General features: G+C 72.5%; 18 protein-coding genes. 8 read left to right on the top strand and 10 right to left on the bottom strand.

Translation table 11 applies throughout. The features are described 5' to 3' along the window. Positions 1-30: 30 nt before the first annotated feature. Positions 31-390: an ArsC/Spx/MgsR family protein gene (locus tag ACAX67_RS20500; protein WP_370705755.1), complete on the bottom strand. Its 360-nt coding sequence runs from the start codon at positions 388-390 to the stop codon at positions 31-33. A 105-nt stretch (positions 391-495) separates the two neighbouring features. Here ACAX67_RS20500 and ACAX67_RS20495 point away from each other — a divergent pair, with 105 nt between their 5' ends. From ACAX67_RS20495 to ACAX67_RS20485, 3 genes are read left to right on the top strand one after another with little or no spacing between them, the layout of a single operon-like run. Continuing rightward, positions 496-702: a hypothetical protein gene (locus tag ACAX67_RS20495; protein ID WP_370705754.1), complete on the top strand. Its 207-nt coding sequence runs from the start codon at positions 496-498 to the stop codon at positions 700-702. 26 nt (positions 703-728) lie between these two features. Next, positions 729-1,253, top strand: coding sequence for a ferritin (locus tag ACAX67_RS20490; RefSeq protein WP_370705753.1), 525 nt, complete (start codon positions 729-731; stop codon positions 1,251-1,253). A gap of 24 nt (positions 1,254-1,277) precedes the next feature. Further along, positions 1,278-2,210: an FAD-dependent oxidoreductase gene (locus tag ACAX67_RS20485; protein ID WP_370705752.1), complete on the top strand. Its 933-nt coding sequence runs from the start codon at positions 1,278-1,280 to the stop codon at positions 2,208-2,210. Here ACAX67_RS20485 and ACAX67_RS20480 read toward each other — a convergent pair. Both ACAX67_RS20480 and nucS read right to left on the bottom strand, forming a co-directional pair. Further along, positions 2,207-2,803, bottom strand: a complete 597-nt coding sequence (locus tag ACAX67_RS20480; protein ID WP_370705751.1) for a DUF952 domain-containing protein — start codon at positions 2,801-2,803, stop codon at positions 2,207-2,209. The genes ACAX67_RS20485 and ACAX67_RS20480 overlap by 4 nt on opposite strands. Before the next feature lie 133 nt (positions 2,804-2,936). Continuing rightward, positions 2,937-3,692, bottom strand: a complete 756-nt coding sequence (gene nucS / locus ACAX67_RS20475; protein WP_527891046.1) for an endonuclease NucS — start codon at positions 3,690-3,692, stop codon at positions 2,937-2,939. A 47-nt stretch (positions 3,693-3,739) separates the two neighbouring features. Between nucS and ACAX67_RS20470 the strand changes: the two genes are divergently transcribed. Continuing rightward, on the top strand, positions 3,740-4,912 hold the full coding sequence (locus tag ACAX67_RS20470; protein ID WP_370705749.1) for a 3-hydroxyacyl-CoA dehydrogenase family protein: 1,173 nt from the start codon (positions 3,740-3,742) through the stop codon (positions 4,910-4,912). A gap of 27 nt (positions 4,913-4,939) precedes the next feature. Here ACAX67_RS20470 and ACAX67_RS20465 read toward each other — a convergent pair whose 3' ends face one another. Both ACAX67_RS20465 and ACAX67_RS20460 read right to left on the bottom strand, forming a co-directional pair. Then, positions 4,940-5,446 carry a DUF4189 domain-containing protein gene (locus ACAX67_RS20465; RefSeq protein WP_370705748.1) on the bottom strand — a complete coding sequence of 169 codons (507 nt, stop codon included), beginning with the start codon at positions 5,444-5,446 and terminating at the stop codon, positions 4,940-4,942. A gap of 11 nt (positions 5,447-5,457) precedes the next feature. After that, entirely contained in the window at positions 5,458-5,991 is a 534-nt protein-coding gene (locus ACAX67_RS20460) for a hypothetical protein (RefSeq protein ID WP_370705747.1), read from the bottom strand. Between the two features lie 86 nt (positions 5,992-6,077). Between ACAX67_RS20460 and ACAX67_RS20455 the strand changes: the two genes are divergently transcribed. Then, positions 6,078-6,863, top strand: a complete 786-nt coding sequence (locus tag ACAX67_RS20455; RefSeq protein WP_370705746.1) for an alpha/beta fold hydrolase — start codon at positions 6,078-6,080, stop codon at positions 6,861-6,863. A 31-nt stretch (positions 6,864-6,894) separates the two neighbouring features. Here ACAX67_RS20455 and ACAX67_RS20450 read toward each other — a convergent pair whose 3' ends face one another. Then, entirely contained in the window at positions 6,895-7,434 is a 540-nt protein-coding gene (locus ACAX67_RS20450) for a CGNR zinc finger domain-containing protein (protein WP_370705745.1), read from the bottom strand. Between the two features lie 38 nt (positions 7,435-7,472). Here ACAX67_RS20450 and ACAX67_RS20445 point away from each other — a divergent pair, with 38 nt between their 5' ends. Next, entirely contained in the window at positions 7,473-8,438 is a 966-nt protein-coding gene (locus ACAX67_RS20445; RefSeq protein ID WP_370705744.1) for an EamA family transporter, read from the top strand. A 12-nt stretch (positions 8,439-8,450) separates the two neighbouring features. Here the strand turns inward: ACAX67_RS20445 and ACAX67_RS20440 are convergent, their stop codons facing one another. After that, positions 8,451-9,032, bottom strand: coding sequence for a hypothetical protein (locus tag ACAX67_RS20440; protein WP_370705743.1), 582 nt, complete (start codon positions 9,030-9,032; stop codon positions 8,451-8,453). A 163-nt stretch (positions 9,033-9,195) separates the two neighbouring features. On the opposite strand from ACAX67_RS20440, the gene ACAX67_RS20435 reads away from it, so the two are divergent. Both ACAX67_RS20435 and ACAX67_RS20430 read left to right on the top strand, forming a co-directional pair. Next, the gene (locus ACAX67_RS20435) at positions 9,196-9,708 is read left to right on the top strand and encodes a SigE family RNA polymerase sigma factor (protein ID WP_370705742.1); all 513 of its coding nucleotides are present in this window, start codon (positions 9,196-9,198) and stop codon (positions 9,706-9,708) included. Further along, entirely contained in the window at positions 9,708-10,742 is a 1,035-nt protein-coding gene (locus tag ACAX67_RS20430; protein ID WP_370705741.1) for a hypothetical protein, read from the top strand. Before ACAX67_RS20435 ends, ACAX67_RS20430 begins: the two co-directional genes overlap by 1 nt. 1 nt (position 10,743) lies before the next feature. Here the strand turns inward: ACAX67_RS20430 and ACAX67_RS20425 are convergent, their stop codons facing one another. From ACAX67_RS20425 to ACAX67_RS20415, 3 genes are all read right to left on the bottom strand, one after another. After that, entirely contained in the window at positions 10,744-12,030 is a 1,287-nt protein-coding gene (locus tag ACAX67_RS20425) for a glycosyltransferase family 39 protein (RefSeq protein ID WP_370705740.1), read from the bottom strand. A 107-nt stretch (positions 12,031-12,137) separates the two neighbouring features. Further along, a complete protein-coding gene (locus tag ACAX67_RS20420) occupies positions 12,138-13,310 on the bottom strand; it encodes an AI-2E family transporter (protein ID WP_370705739.1) in 1,173 nt (390 codons plus the stop codon). Beyond that, positions 13,307-14,539 (bottom strand): coiled-coil domain-containing protein, encoded by a 1,233-nt coding sequence (locus tag ACAX67_RS20415; protein ID WP_370705738.1) that lies wholly within the window; start codon positions 14,537-14,539, stop codon positions 13,307-13,309. Before ACAX67_RS20415 ends, ACAX67_RS20420 begins: the two co-directional genes overlap by 4 nt. Positions 14,540-14,645 lie beyond the last annotated feature (106 nt).

Genomic DNA, 14,645 nt, shown 5'->3' with positions numbered 1-14,645 from the left:
CCGTCCCAGTACGGCGCCTGGCTGTGATGCCTAGCCGGCGTCGATGACCCGCGCGACCGATTCCGGGTCGCGCCCGACCACCGTCGTGCCGTCGCTCGCGGTGATGATCGGGCGCTGGATGAGCTTCGGGTGGTCGCTCATCAGCTCCAGCCAGGTGTGCCGGTGGTCCTCGTCCTTCGCCGGCAGCTCGACCCCGAGGCCGGCCGCGTCGGCGGTGCGCGCGATGTCCCACGGCTCCAGGCCGAGGCGGGCCAGCACGTCCTCGAGCTCGGCGACGGTCGGGGGAGTGTCGAGGTAGCGGCGCACGACGTACTCCTTGCCGGAGGCGTCGAGCTCACTCACCGCGGTGCGGCACTTCGAGCAGGCGGGGTTCAACCAGATCTCGATCACGTCGGCAGCCTAGGCCTGCCCCGTGTGACCCGGACCAGCGGGCGGCCGCCCCTGTGGTGGACACAACATAGGCAAGCCTCACCTACTAGCCCTAGGATCGTCGGCATGGGCAAGGGCAAGAAGTCGAAGGCGAAGCACAAGCTGCTGCCGAAGACCGAGTGCTGCGCCTCGAAGTCGAAGTGCGGACGCTGCCCGCTGCGGATGCTCAAGGAAGGCACCCTGCCTGAGGGCTACACCGTCAAGAAGCGCGTCGTGGTCAGCGCGACGAGCGGCAAGAAGGCTTCGAAGAAGGATCTCCAGAGGGCTGCCTGATGGCACGGATCGATAAGGTGCCGCCCATGGCCGCCACGCGTTTCACCGATCAGCTCAACGCGCAGATCGGCAACGAGTTCGCCGCGCACAACCAGTACCTCGCGTGCGCCGTCTACTACGACGCGCTGACCATGCCGCAGACCGCGGCGTTCTTCTACGGCCAGGCGCTCGAGGAGCGCGAGCACGCGATGATGATGATCCAGTACCTCCTCGACACCGACGCGGTCGTCGCGATCCCCGGCGTCGAGGCCCCGGTCTCCGACTTCGCCGACGTCGTCGCGCCGGTGAAGCTCGCGCTGGACCAGGAGCGGCGCGTCACCGAGCAGGTCAACGCCCTGCTGCGCATCGCCCGCGAGGAGAGCGACTTCGCCTCCGAGCAGTTCATGCAGTGGTTCATCAAGGAGCAGGTCGAGGAGGTCGCCACAATGAGCGACCTGCTGACGATCGTCACCCGCAGCCAGGACGACCTCAACGACATCGAGGAGTACGTCGCCCGCGAGCAGGGCGGCGTCGAGACCGACCCGACGGCCCCCTCGGCGGCCGGGGCGTAGCGGGACCGGCCGAGGGAGCCGACGATGGCACGCGTGCACGTCGTCGGTGCCGGTGTGGTCGGGCTGACCTGCGCGGTGCGGCTGGCGGAGGCCGGGCACCGCGTCGACGTGGTCGCGCGCGACCTCCCGCTCGAGACCACCTCCGCGGTGGCCGCCGCTCTCTGGTACCCCTATCTCGCCCTTCCGCAGGACCGGGTGACCCGATGGTCGGCCCGCTCCTACGAGGTGTTCGCCGACCTCGCCGCAGACCCGTCCTCCGGCGTGCGCGTGCTGCCAGGGACGGAGGTGTTCGCAGAGCGGCGCGCCGACCCGTGGTGGTCCCCGGCGGTGCCGTCGCTCGAGCGGGTCACCGACCTGCCTCAGGGGTACGACGACGGCTGGACCTTTCGGGCGCCGGTCATCGAGATGCCGCTCTACCTGCGGTGGCTGACCGCTCGTCTGGTCGGGCTGGGCGGCACGATGTCGCGCCGCAACCTGTCTGTCCTTCCGGAGCCGGGGGAGGGGCGCGCCGACGTGGTGCTCAACTGCACCGGCCTCGGCGCGCGGCTGTTCGCCGGCGACGCCTCGGTGGTGCCGGTGCGCGGTGAGGTGGTCGTCGTCCAGCAGTTCGGGCTCGAGCGGTGGTGGCTCGCCGGTCTCGACGGGCAGCCGATCTACGTGGTGCCCCGCGCGGACGACGTCGTGGTCGGTGGCACCGAGGCCCGCGGCGAGTGGAGCCGGACGCCGGACCCGGAAGCCGCTCGGTCGGTCCTCGCGCGCGCCGCGGAGCTCGTGCCCGCGCTCGCCGGTGCCCGAGTCGTCGGTCACCGGGTCGGTCTGCGGCCCGCGAGGCCGTCGGTCCGGCTGGAGCGGGTGGGCGACGTCGTGCACTGCTACGGCCACGGCGGGGCCGGCGTGACCCTCAGCTGGGGCTGTGCCGACGACGTCGTCGCGCTCGTCGGTCCCGCGGAGAGCTAGTCGGACCGTCGGCGGACGTAGATCGCGCGAGCGAGCGCGAGCCCCACGAGGAAGCCGACCACGATCCCGACGAGCGGGGCGATCCGGTCGCCGAACGGGGTGCTGAGGGCGTAGCCCAACGCCACGGCGACCATGATCAGGATGACCAGCGTCATGTTGCGGATCATCTCCCAGAGGAAGAACCGGCCGAAGGACCCCTCCGGGCCTGCCGACTCCTCAGCCGGCGCTCCTCCCGGTGTGGGTGTGGGCGCAGGTGCCGCGGTCGAGAGCGCCGGCTCCAGCGGGATCACCTTCGCCACCGCCGTGACCGGCAGCGGTCCGTAGATGTGCGGGAAGGTCTCGGTCGCACCGGGCACCGGCGGCTCCTCGACGATCGGCACGCCGACCAGGTCGGTGTCGATCTGGAGGAGCAGCAGCTGCTCGGTCACGCCGCCGTAGAACCGGTCGCGCACCCCCGGCCACTGGTCGCCCCGGCTGGCGTGGATGAACCCCTCCTCGGCCAACGTGCGGCCGAGCGTGGAGATCCGGTAGTCGCCGGCCTTTTGGGCCGCGGCCCAGTCCGACTCGAGCGCGAGGTGGAAGATCGTTGCCATGATGCCCCGAGGTTAGTCGGTGAGGTCGCTCGTAGTCGCACGGGAGCATCGGGCTCCAAGGGGCCGGAACGCCGCCTCAGGAACCACCTGAGTCACGTGCGTACCAGTCCTCCCGTCCGACTACGGCCGAGGTTCAGAAGAGCCGGTCGGTCGGGTCGTCCAGGCCCCTCAGGGCGTCGTAGTCGACGAGGGCGCAGGTGATGCCGCGATCGCCGGCCAGCACGCGGGCCTGGGGCTTGATCTCCTGGGCGGCGAAGATGCCACGGACGGGGGCGAGCAACGGGTCGCGGTTGAGGAGCTCGAGGTAGCGGGTCAGCTGCTCCACGCCGTCGATCTCACCGCGGCGCTTGATCTCGACGGCCACGCTCACGCCGTCGGCGTCGCGGCACATCAGGTCGACGGGGCCGATCGCGGTGGGGTACTCGCGGCGCACGAGCGAGAGGCCCGGAAGGAGGGTGCCGGGGTGCTCGGCCAGCAGCTCCTGGAGGTGCTTCTCGACGCCGTCCTTCTGCAGGCCGGGATCGATGCCGAGGTCGTGCTGGGAGTCGTGGAGCACCTCCTCGATGAGGATCCGCAGCGTGTCGGGGACGGCCCCCTTGGCGGCCCTCGCCGTCACGGTCCACTCGACCGCACCCTCGTCGTTGGTGCCCTCGCGGACGGTGCACGGCGGCGACATCCAGTTCAGCGGCTTGTAGGAGCCGCCATCGGAGTGGACCAGCACGGAGCCGTCCGCCTTGATCATCAGCACCCGGGTGGCCATCGGGAGGTGGGCGGTCAGCCGGCCGGCATAGTCCACCTGGCAGCGCGCGACGACGAGTCTCACGGTCGCCCAACCTACAGTGACCCCGCTCACCGCCCGACCGGGCGTCGGCGGCTGCCCGTCTCGCATAGTTACCAGCCGGTACGAAACGGTTCGGATTTTGTCACACTGCCCCTATGACGCTGACCAACGAGCAGATCTTCAGCACTCTCGTGCTGCCGTACCTGAACCACGCGGTGCGCATGTACGAGGCGTCGTACGCCTCCAGCACCGACATCGACGCCGGGATGCGCTTCGGCTGCGGCTACCCCCAGGGCCCGCTGGCCACGATCGACCAGCTCGGCGCCGCGGCCGTGCGGGACCAGCTCGCTGCGCGCTTCGCCGAGTCCGGTGACCACCTGCACGAGCCCGCGGAGCTGCTCGAGAAGCTCGCCGCCGAGGGCCGCACTTTCGCCGAGGAGACCGCGGGCGCCGAGAGCGCCGCCCCCCAGCTCCGCCACGAGATCCGCACCGTCGGCGTCGTCGGCACCGGCACGATGGCCTCGGGAATCGTCCAGGTCTTCGCCCAGGCGGGATACGACGTCGTGTTCGTGGGTCGCGGCGAGGACAAGGTCAACGGCGTCATCGCCTCCATCGACAAGGGCCTCTCGAAGCTGGTCGCGAAGGAGAAGATCACCGAGGACGCCAAGTCCGACGTGCTCGGCCGGCTGACCGCGTCGACGGAGCGCGAGGCGCTCGCCGACGCCGACATCGTGGTCGAGGCCATCGCCGAGGACCTCGCGATCAAGACCGAGCTCTACAAGGACCTCGACCGGATCTGCAAGCCCGGCGCGATCCTCGCGACGACCACCTCGTCGATGCCGATCACCAAGCTCGGTGAGGTCACCTCACGCCCCGAGGCCGTCATCGGGATGCACTTCTTCAACCCGGCCACGATCATGAAGCTGGTCGAGGTCGTCACGACGGCGGACACCGGTGCGGACGTCAACGAGACGGTCCTCGCCCTGTGTGCGAACGTCGGCAAGGTCGCGGTCTCCTGCGGCGACCGCTCCGGCTTCATCGTCAACTGCCTGCTCTTCCCCTACCTCAACGACGCCGTGAAGCTCGTCGAGTCCGGCGCCGCCACGATGGACGAGATCGACGCGGCCATCAAGGAGCAGGCGAGCTTCCCGATGGGCCCGTTCCAGCTGCTCGACGTGGTCGGCAACGACGTCTCGCTCGCGATCCAGCAGGAGCTCTTCGCCGAGTTCAAGGAGCCCGGTCTCGCCCCGGCGGCGCTGCTGGAGCAGAAGGTCGCCGAGGGCGCCCTGGGCCGCAAGACCGGCAAGGGCTTCCACGACTACAGCTGACCCGGAGCCGCGCGACGCGGCGCTACGTCAGGCGTAGTGCCGCGTCGTGCAGAGCCAGACCGCGTAGCGGTCGCCGGGGCCGGCGACCGACGCCCGCGCGGCCGTGACGGCCTCGTGCTTGGTGTGGCCGAACTCGGTCGTCCACTCGACGATCGCGTTGTCGACCACCCGGAAGGCCACGGCCATGCAGCCGTTCTGCACGGAGCCGGCCGGCACACACTGGCCCGGGAAGCCTGACTGGTCGGCCGAGTGCGCCCGACAGCTGCGCTGCGCGAGACGGATGGACTTCGGGCGACCGTCCTTGTCGTTGGCGAGACCTGCGACACCGGTGCGCTTGTTGAACGAGATCGCCCCGAAGCAGCGCGGCGTCGTGCAGCTGCCGACGCGGTCGTGCTGACCGGGGCTCGCGCTCGCGGGCGCGGAGATCGTGGGCGCGGAGGTCGCGGGGGCAGAGGTGGCACCCACCAGCCCGCTCGCCACCGCGGCGACCGCGGCCACGGCGGCGGCGAGACGCTGGCGACGGGGGGATCGCACGAGCGCTCCGCCTAGTTGAACTTGCGCGGTGCGCAGGCGTATCCGGCGTTGATGACGCCCCGGCCGTCGACCGCACGCCGAGCGTGACGCATGGCCGACTTCGGGCCGTCGCCCAGGCCCTTCGCCCACTCGACGAGCTGCTCGTTGCGCACCCGCCAGGCCACGGCGACGCAGCCGTTCTGGTTGTAGGCGCCGCGCGCCGACGGCTTGACGCAGGCACGCGCGTGACCGGCGTTGACCGGGCGGTTCTTGCAGTGGTTGAGGGCCGAGGAGGAGGCGCCCGCCTTGGTGCCCCAGTTGCCGTTCTGGGTCCACCCGCTGCGGAGCGTCTCGGGGTTGAACGAGATCGCGACCCAGCAGTGCGGGACGCAGCCAGGTGCCCGGCTGGCGACGGTCGCCGCGCGGTCGGGAGCCGCCGCGGTGGTGGGGGCAGCGAGCAGCGTGCCCCCGAGCAGGAGGGCGGCCGCCATCGTGAGCGCGGCGCGGACGAGCAGGGTGGATCGCAAGGTGTCTCCAGGGGTCGGGATCGGGACCTCAGGCTCCATCTTGACTCATGAGGACCAACCGCGCAGGCGTTGGGCGGGTGTGTTCGGTGGTTGGTCGCCGTGACGCGCCTGACAAACTGGCGCCCGTGCCGCTCCACACCACGTCGTACGGCGACTCGGCCGACCACGCCGGTCGCCGGATCGTCTTCTGCCACGGTCTCTTCGGACAGGGCCGCAACTGGACCCAGCACGCGAAGGCGCTCGCGGCCGACCACCGGGTGCTCCTGGTCGACATGCCCGACCACGGGCGCTCGCCGTGGAGCGAGTCGTTCGACTACCTCGATGCAGCCGACCAGGTCGCCGAGCTCCTCAGCCCCGACGACCCGGTGGTGCTGGTCGGTCACTCGATGGGCGGCAAGACCGCGATGGTGCTCGCGCTGCGTCATCCCGAGCTGGTCGAACGGCTCTGCGTCGTCGACGTGGCACCGGTGGCCTACGAGCACGCCGCGGAGTTCGTGCGCTACATCGACGCGATGCTCGCCATCGACCTCACGACCCTCACCGAGCGCGGTGCGGCCGACGTCGCGCTCCAGGACGCCGTGCCCGACCCGGTGGTGCGGGGCTTCCTCCTCCAGAACCTGCGCCGCGACGGCGACGCCTGGCACTGGCAGCCGAACCTCGAGCTGCTCCGGGCCGAGATCGACCGGATCGGCGGCTGGCCCGCTGAGGCCCTGGCAGGCACGCCGCCGTACGACGGCCCGGTGCTGTGGATGGGAGGCGCGGAGTCGCGCTACGTGCTCGCGGACTACGCGGCGGCGATGGAGGGCTACTTCCCGCGCGTGCGGCGGGTCACCGTGAAGGGCGCCGGCCACTGGGTGCACTCCGAGCAGCCGGCGATCTTCCTCGAGGTGCTGCGCCGCTTCGTCGATTGAGTCGATTGAGTCGATCGAGTCGACAGAAGCGTCAGGTCGAGGACGCCTGGCGGGCGCGGTAGGCCGCGACCGCGTTGCGGTTGCCGCAGGCCGTGGAGCAGAAGCGCCGCGACCGGTTGCGGGAGAGGTCGAGGACCAGTCCCTCGCAGTCGTGGTCGGCGCACACGCCGAGGCGGGACAGCTCGTCGGCGCGGATCACGTCGATCATCGCCATCGCGGTCTCGACGATGATGCGGTCGGGGAGGGGGCGGTCGGGCGCGACGGCGTGGAGGTGCCAGTCGTAGCCGTCGTGGCGGGAGAGCTGGGGCAGCGCCTTGGCCTGGAACAGCATCTCGTTGACCAGCGACGCGGCCTCGTCGCGGCCGCTGGTGAGCAGCTCGCGCAACCGCGGCAGGATCTCGCGCACCGCCTCGACCTCGGCCTCGTCGCCGTCGTGACGACCGGTGTAGCCGAAGTCGGCGAGGAACTCGTCGAGCTCGTCGGGGGTCGTCAGGGTGACCGGCTCGAGCGCGGAGTTGACCAGGGTCACTGCCGCCTGCAGGGCCATGGCGGTGTCATGGGCGAATACCACGTTGACAGGTTACCGCAGCCTCGCTACTGTCATGAGCCATGACGACGTTGACTCATGACGCCCCGGTTGCGGTGCCGCACCGGTCGGCCTCAGGGATCATGGTCGCCCTGCTCTCGGCCGTGTCCTTCGCGCTCTCCGGAGCACTCGCCTCGCCCATGCTCGACGCCGGCTGGAGCGCGGGGGCGGTGGTGCTGGTGCGGATCGGGCTGGGCGCTGTCGTCGTGCTGCCGTTCGGCGTGGCGGCCCTGCGCGGGCGGTGGGCGCTGCTCGGGCGCAACCTGCCGCTGGTGGCGATGTACGGCCTGCTGGCGGTCGCCGGCGCCCAGTTCTGCTACTTCTCCGCGGTGCAGTACCTCGAGGTCGGGCCCGCGCTCCTCATCGAGTACACCGCGCCCGCGACGGTCGTCCTCTGGCTCTGGGTCCGCCACCACCAGCGGCCGGGTGCGCTCACCTTCGGCGGCGCCGCGGTGGCCGGCGTCGGCCTGCTCCTGGTGCTCGACGTGTTCGCGGGGTTCGGCCTCGACGCCCGCGGCATCGCCTGGGCGCTGGTGGCGATGATCGGGGCGGCGTCGTACTTCCTGATCTCCGCCGACGACACCACCGGGCTCCCGCCGATCACCCTGGCAGCAGGTGGTCTGGTGGTCGGCGGCGTCGCGCTCGGTGCCCTCGGGCTGGTGGGCGTCCTGCCGATGCACGCGGAGCGCACGACCATGGAGTACGCCGACGTGGCGGTCTCGTGGTGGGTGCCCCTGCTGCTGCTCGGCCTGGTGACCGCCGCCCTGGCCTACGTCTCCGGCATCGCCGCCGCCCGCCTGCTCGGCTCGCGGCTCGCGTCGTTCGTCGCCCTGGCGGAGGTCGTCGCCGGTGTGCTCTGGGCATGGGCCCTGCTCGGCCAGCTGCCCGGGGTGCTGCAGCTCGTCGGCGGTCTCCTCGTGCTGGCCGGTGTCGTCGGGGTCAAGCTCGGCGAGCGTTCCGTGCCCGAGACCACGCAGGTGCCGGTCTGACGGTCGGGTCCGTCACATCACGATGCTGTCGGTGTAGGTCAGGCAGCGGATCATGCGGGTGGCGCACCGGTTGTCGCTGGTGGTCGAGGAGATGATCCGCTCGGAGCCGATGACCGCCCCGGTCGAGGCCTTGGTCCACACGAGGGCGACGGCGATCCGGTAGGGGAACTGGCCGGTGTACTGCGGCGCGTTGCCGAACGTCACCGCCGGGAAGCGGAGCCGGCCCGTGCCGGACACGTTGCCCGAGTAGGACCCGGTCGACTGCACGGTCCGCCACGCGCCGTTGACGTAGCGCTCGAGGACGTAGCCGCCGAGGACGGTCTGGGTGCCGGAGTAGGCGCTGCTCGGCGCGACGGTGACGCCCGCGGTCTCGAAGGTCCGGATGAAGTACGTCGGGTACATGATGTCGCGGCCGGTGATGAGCGGCCCGTTGAGGCTGACCGAGCCGGTCCGACCGCTGACGGACTGGGCGACCGCGGCCGACGCGGGGTGAGCCGTGGAGAGCGACACGAGGGTCGCGAGGAGCGCGAGGGCCACGGCGACGACGACGAGGCGGGCGGTCCGGGCTGTGCGGGCGAGCGGCTGGGTGTGCATGGTGTGCTCCTCGGGTGTGGGGCGGTGGTTGGCCTGACAGGAGGAGCGTGCGACGAGCCGCTTACCGTTCACTTAACGCCGGTGGAGGTCGCCGGTGGAAAAATTCCGCGCCGGGGTGCAACAGATCCCGTCGTGACGGCGTGAGTCGTGCGTGGATGTGGAGGTGACCGACCGCGCGACGCCCGCCGAGGCGGGCTTCGACGCGTGGGTGGAGGCGCGGATCGCCGCCCTGCTGCGCTTCGCCTACCTCGTCACCGGGTCCCAGACCGCCGCCGAGGACGCGGTGCAGGCGGCGCTGGTGAGCGCGTGCGAGAAGTGGGCGCGGGTCAGCCGGCGCGACGACCCCGACGCCTACGTGCGCCGGATGGTGGTCAACGCGCACATCTCCGCCTGGCGGAGGGCGGGGCGGCGGGAGTCGCCGGTCGCCGCGGTGCGCGAGACCTCCGGCGCCGACCCCGCCGCGGAGGTCGCGCAGCAGGACGCCGTGTGGCGGCTCTGCGCCGCGCTGCCGCCCCAGCAGCGGGCGGCCGTGGTGCTGCGGTTCTACGAGGACCTCGACTACCCCGAGATCGCGACGGTCCTGGGGATCACCGAGGCCACCGTGCGCTCCCACGTCCACCGTGCGCTCACGGCCCTGCGCCGCGAGCTCGAGGCCGACGACCGAGGTGAGGCGTGATGGACGAGCGGGATGTCGAGCAGGTGCTGCGGGCCGGGCTGGCGGGGCACGCGGAGCGGGCCGACGTGACGGCGCCGGTCGCCGCCCGGGCCCGCGCCGCGGTCGCGCACCGGCACCGCACGCGGTGGGGTGTCGTCGCGGCGGCCGCTGCCGTCGTACTCGTGATCGGCGGAGCCGCCGTGCTCACCCGCGGCGGTGACGACCGCGCTGCGGAACCTCCGGGGGTCGCCGACTCCGGGACCACCGTCGCCGATCCGCCGGCCGGCTGGCGCACGGAGTACTACGGCGGGGTCGCCGTCGACGTGCCGGCCGCGTGGGGGTACGGCGGCGCGCCGCTCCCGTCGCAACCGCTCACCGTGTGCGCCCCCGGAGGTCCGCCCGGCTACGTCGGCCGCCCGATCGTCCAGACCGACGTGTGCACCTACCTCAGGAGCGGGTGGCAGCCCACCGCGCCGTACGTCTGGCTCGGCGCGGCCCTGGCGCCGGGCACCGAGGAGTGGGACAACGGCTACGTGCAGGAGACGGTCGAGGTCGCGGGGACGACGGTCACCGTGGGCACCGCCGACGCCCACCTGCGGGCGCAGGTCCTGGCCACGGTGCGGCCCGGCGACCTCTGCGACGCGACGCTCGACGCCGTCCCGTCCGGGCACCTCGACCTGAGCAGGGAGGGGACCGGCACGCCCCGGCCCAGCACGTTGTGCGCCTACCGCCGCGACGCGTCGGGCGAGCTCGTGCTGGCCTACGGCCGCCGGATCGCGGGCCGGGCCCTGGCGGAGAGCCTGGAGGCCGTCAGCACCGCGCCGGCCAGCGAGGCGAAGTGCGACGTGGACGAGCTGGTCGTGCTCACCGGCGACTTCGACGACCGCTACGGCGGCGGACCCGCGAGCCAGCACCAAGAGCTGATGGTCGCGCCCGACTGCGGCTACGTCGACATCGGCGGCGCACCGAGGAAGCTGACCGACGCGGCCGTCCACCCGTGGGCCGACCCGGGGGTGCGCGCGACCCTCTTCTACTTCATCGGGCCCCAGGGCTGAGTCACCGGCAGCGGTAGAGCCACACCCGGTAGCCGCGGTCGTGGTGCAGCTTGTGCGGGCGGCAGCCGAGTCGGCGCAGCGCGGGGGCATCGGGCACCTCCCGGGTCCCGATCACCACGATCCGCCGCCCGGCGACCTCGTGCGGGAGGAGCGAGGCCGGGTCGCGGGTCTGGTCGAAGAACGGGTCGGGCGCCGGGTGCGCGACGGCCGACAGGTCAGCGGTCCGGAGGAACGCCGCAGGGTAGGCGTAGGCCACGCTGCGGGCGAGGGGAGCGGTGAAGATCACCGCGTCGGCACCCGTCCGGGAGGCGCTCGCCGCGACGGCGCCGAGGTCGTGGGGGCGGGCGTCGTGGGCGCGCTGCGCGACCAGCAGGGGTACGGCGACGACGATCGCCCCGACCGCGAGCACCGGCGCGACCCAGCGACCGAGCGGCGCGGCGCCGAGGGTGGCCGCGAGCGCGACCGCGGGCGTCACGAACGTGAGGTAGCGCGTGTGCACGGCGCCCGCGTCGGTGACCATCGAGCCCAGCCCGACGAGAAGCGGCAGCGCGACCCAGGTGCCGAGGAGCCACGCCGGCCAGCTGCCGTGGGAGCGCGCCAGGGCCGCCACGCCGAGCGCGGCGAGGCCCAGGAGCGTGAGGGCCAGCAGCAGCCGGAGGTCGCCCACAGCGCTGGGATAGCTGCCGCCGAGCAGCTTCTCGAGCAGCGAGGACCACGTGTACTGCACGTCGGCCAGCCAGGCGACCTGGTCGCGCTGCCGCCACGCGAGGAGGACCAGCGGTGCCACGCCGACGGCGGCCGCGCCGACCGCCGCGCACCAGGTCCGCAGCAGGTCGCGCCGCACGACGGCGACGCTGATGCCGTGCGCGACCACCAGCACCACCAGGTAGAGGTGCCACCAGGCTGCGAGGAGCACCACGGCGCCGTACGTCCACCACGAGCGGGGAGTGTCGCGCTCCTCCGCGACGTCGAGCGCCAAGGTCGCGAGCACCGCGATCGCCGCGGCCCAGCTGTAGCCGCGGGCCTCGACGGCGGCCCAGGCCAGGCCCGGCAGCAGGCCGGTCACGAGTCCGGCGGCGACCGCGACCGGCAGCTCGCGGTAGCGCGAGACCAGCGCGACGACCGCCGCGACGGCCACCGCGAGGCCGAGAGCGCTGAAGGCGCGCAGCGCGACGACCGAGTCGCCCGCGACCGCCGACCACCCGCGCAGCACGAGGTAGTAGAGCCCGTGCACGGCGTCGACCCGGCCGAGCACGTCGAACGCCTCGCCCAGCGGGCGGCGCACCATCGACCGGGTGATGGCCTCGTCGGTCCACGTCGTGGGCCGACCGGCGCCGACCAGCCCGAGCGCGCCGGCGAACGCGCCGGTCAGCCCTGCCGCGGCGGGGACCGATCTCAGCGCAGGTCCTGCCGCTTGACCACGACCTCGCGGATCACGAGCAGCACCGCCGCGGCGGCCGGGATCGCGAGGAGCGCGCCGACCACGCCCAGCAGGGCGGTGCCGACCAGTGCCGCGATCACGATGACGGCGCCGGGCAGGTCGACCGTGCGACCCATGACGCGCGGATAGATCACGTAGTTCTCGACCTGCTGGTAGACCACGTAGAAGATGACGGCGGCGATGCCGCTCCGCACGTCGGTGGCGAAGGCGATCGCGCAGACGATGACCGCGCCCAGCGTCGCCCCGATCATCGGGATGACGTCGAGCACCGCGACGACGAAGGCCAGCGCGACGGCGTACTCCCGGACCTCGGTGAACTCCAGGAAGATCAGCGAGGAGACGCCGGCGCAGAGGGCGACCACGAACGCGCCGGAGACGTAGCCCCCGATGTTGTGGATCACCTTGTCGCCCAGGAGCTCGACACGCTCGCGGCGCGAGGCCGGAGCGAGCCGGTAGATGGCGTGCGTGGTGGTCTTCAGCGACGCGAGGAAGTAGAGCGTCAGGACCAGGATGATGAAGGCGTTGAAGAGCGCGGAGATGATCTTCAGGCCGAAGCCGAGCGCGCCGCCGAACAGCGTGGAGATGAACTTGCCGTCGGTGACGAAGTCCTTGACCTTGTCGACGACCTGGTAGTCGTCGTTGAGCCGCTGGATCTCCTTGTTCTTCTCGAGCTGGTCGAGCCAGGTCGGCGCGTTGTCGGTCAACGCCTTGATCTGGTCGGCGATCACCGGGACGATCGCGACCACGAAGAGCGCGACCATGGCGAGGGCGGCGACGATCACCAGTGCGCACGCCCAGGAGCGGCGGATCCCTCGTCGCTCCAGGAACTCCACCGACGGGTTGAGGCCGGCGGCGAGGAAGAACGAGACGACCACGAGCATCAGGACCGAGCCGATGCCCACCAGCGCCTGGAAGAGCCAGTAGGCGAGCAGCAGGCCGAGGCCACCGACGAAGCCGACGTAGAACGGTGACCTCCGGTCGAACGGCGCGCCCAGCTCGCCGTAGGGCTGGGGTACGGCGCCAGCCCCGTCGGTCGCGACGTCCGGGTCGGCGACGTCGGTCTGCGAGGGGCCGGCGGGGGACGCGTCGCCCGCGGGGGCGGCGTCCCGCCGCCGGCCGAACCTCAACTCCTGTCCTCGGACTCGTCCCCGCCGAAGCCGGCCACCAGCTCCGCGAGCGAGGCGAGCTGGGCGGTGATGGAGTCGCGGCGCTTGCTGACCCGCTCGAGCTCGGCCTTGGTCGCGGCGAGCTGGCGCTGCGCCTCGGCCTCGCCGCTCGCGGTGATCGACTCGGCGTGCGTGCTCGCCGAGGCCACGATCTGCTCGGCCTCGCGCCGGGCGCGGCTGAGCATCGCCTCGGACTCGGACTGGGCAGCGGCCCGGTTCTCGGCGGCCTGCTTGGCCGCCTCGGCCGCGCGCTGCTCGGCGGCAGCAGCCCGCTGCTCGGCCTCCTCCACCAGGCGCCGGGTCTCGGAGACCGCGGTGTTGTGGTGATCGGTCGCCTCGCGGGCGAGCCGCTCCTTCTCGACCGCCAGCGTGCGGCGGGCCTCCTGGACCTCACGGTCGGCGGCCGCGCGGGCCTGCTCGACCTCGCGCTGGATGGCACTGCGCTGCTCGCTGGCCTCCTGCTCGGCTGCGAGGCGGAGCTGGTCGGACTCGCGCTTCGCCGCGGCGAGCTCGTCGGCCGCGGTGCTGCGCGCCAGGGCGAGCTCCTGCTCGGCGTCGGCGAGCAGCCGGGTGCGGTTCTCCTCCAGCTCGCGCAGCTGCACCGCGCGCATGTCCTGGGTCTCGCGCGCGGCCTCGGCGCGCATCGCCTTGGCGTCGCGCAGGGCCTGGTCACGGATCTCCGCGGCGTCGCGCTCGGCGATCGAGCGGATCTCGTCGGCCTCCTCCTCGGCGAGCCGCAGCATCGCGCTGGCCCGCCCGCCCAGGCCGGCGTAGGAGGGGTTGTCGCTCTCGGCGAGCTCCGCCCTCGCTGCCTCGAGCTGTGCCTCCAGGTCCAGCACCCGCTGCTCCGACTCCGTCAGGCTCGCCCCCAGCGCAGCCTTCTCGCTCGCGAGCTGCCGGATCTGCGCGTCGACCGCGGCGGTGTCGTAGCCGCCGCGTCGCACGATCGGCAGGGCCGCCGTCGGCGCGGTGGCCGGGCGGCCCGCCGCAGGCCGCGCGCTCGCGGGCTGTGCGGGCGGACCCGACGGCGCCGACGAGGTCGACGGTGCCGGCTGGGCCGGCTGGGCAGGGGCGGACGGGGTCACGGGCATCACCTGGGTGGTCTCAGCGTCGGAAGGGGGAGGGGGCGACGACGGCTCCGGCGGTCCGCCGGGCTCGTTGTCGAAGATCGACAGACCCTGGTCGCTCATGCTGGGGAGGCTCCCTTGAGATCGAGGTCGGTACGAGGTCCGGTCCATGATCCCTGATCGGCTCGCGATAACCCACCCCCGACCCGCGCAATTCGCGGGTGGGACA

The organism is Nocardioides candidus (assembly GCF_041321175.1).
Lineage (GTDB): Bacteria > Actinomycetota > Actinomycetes > Propionibacteriales > Nocardioidaceae > Nocardioides.
Note: the sequence above shows the minus strand (reverse complement) of the source record. Positions and strands in the feature narration are given on the sequence as shown.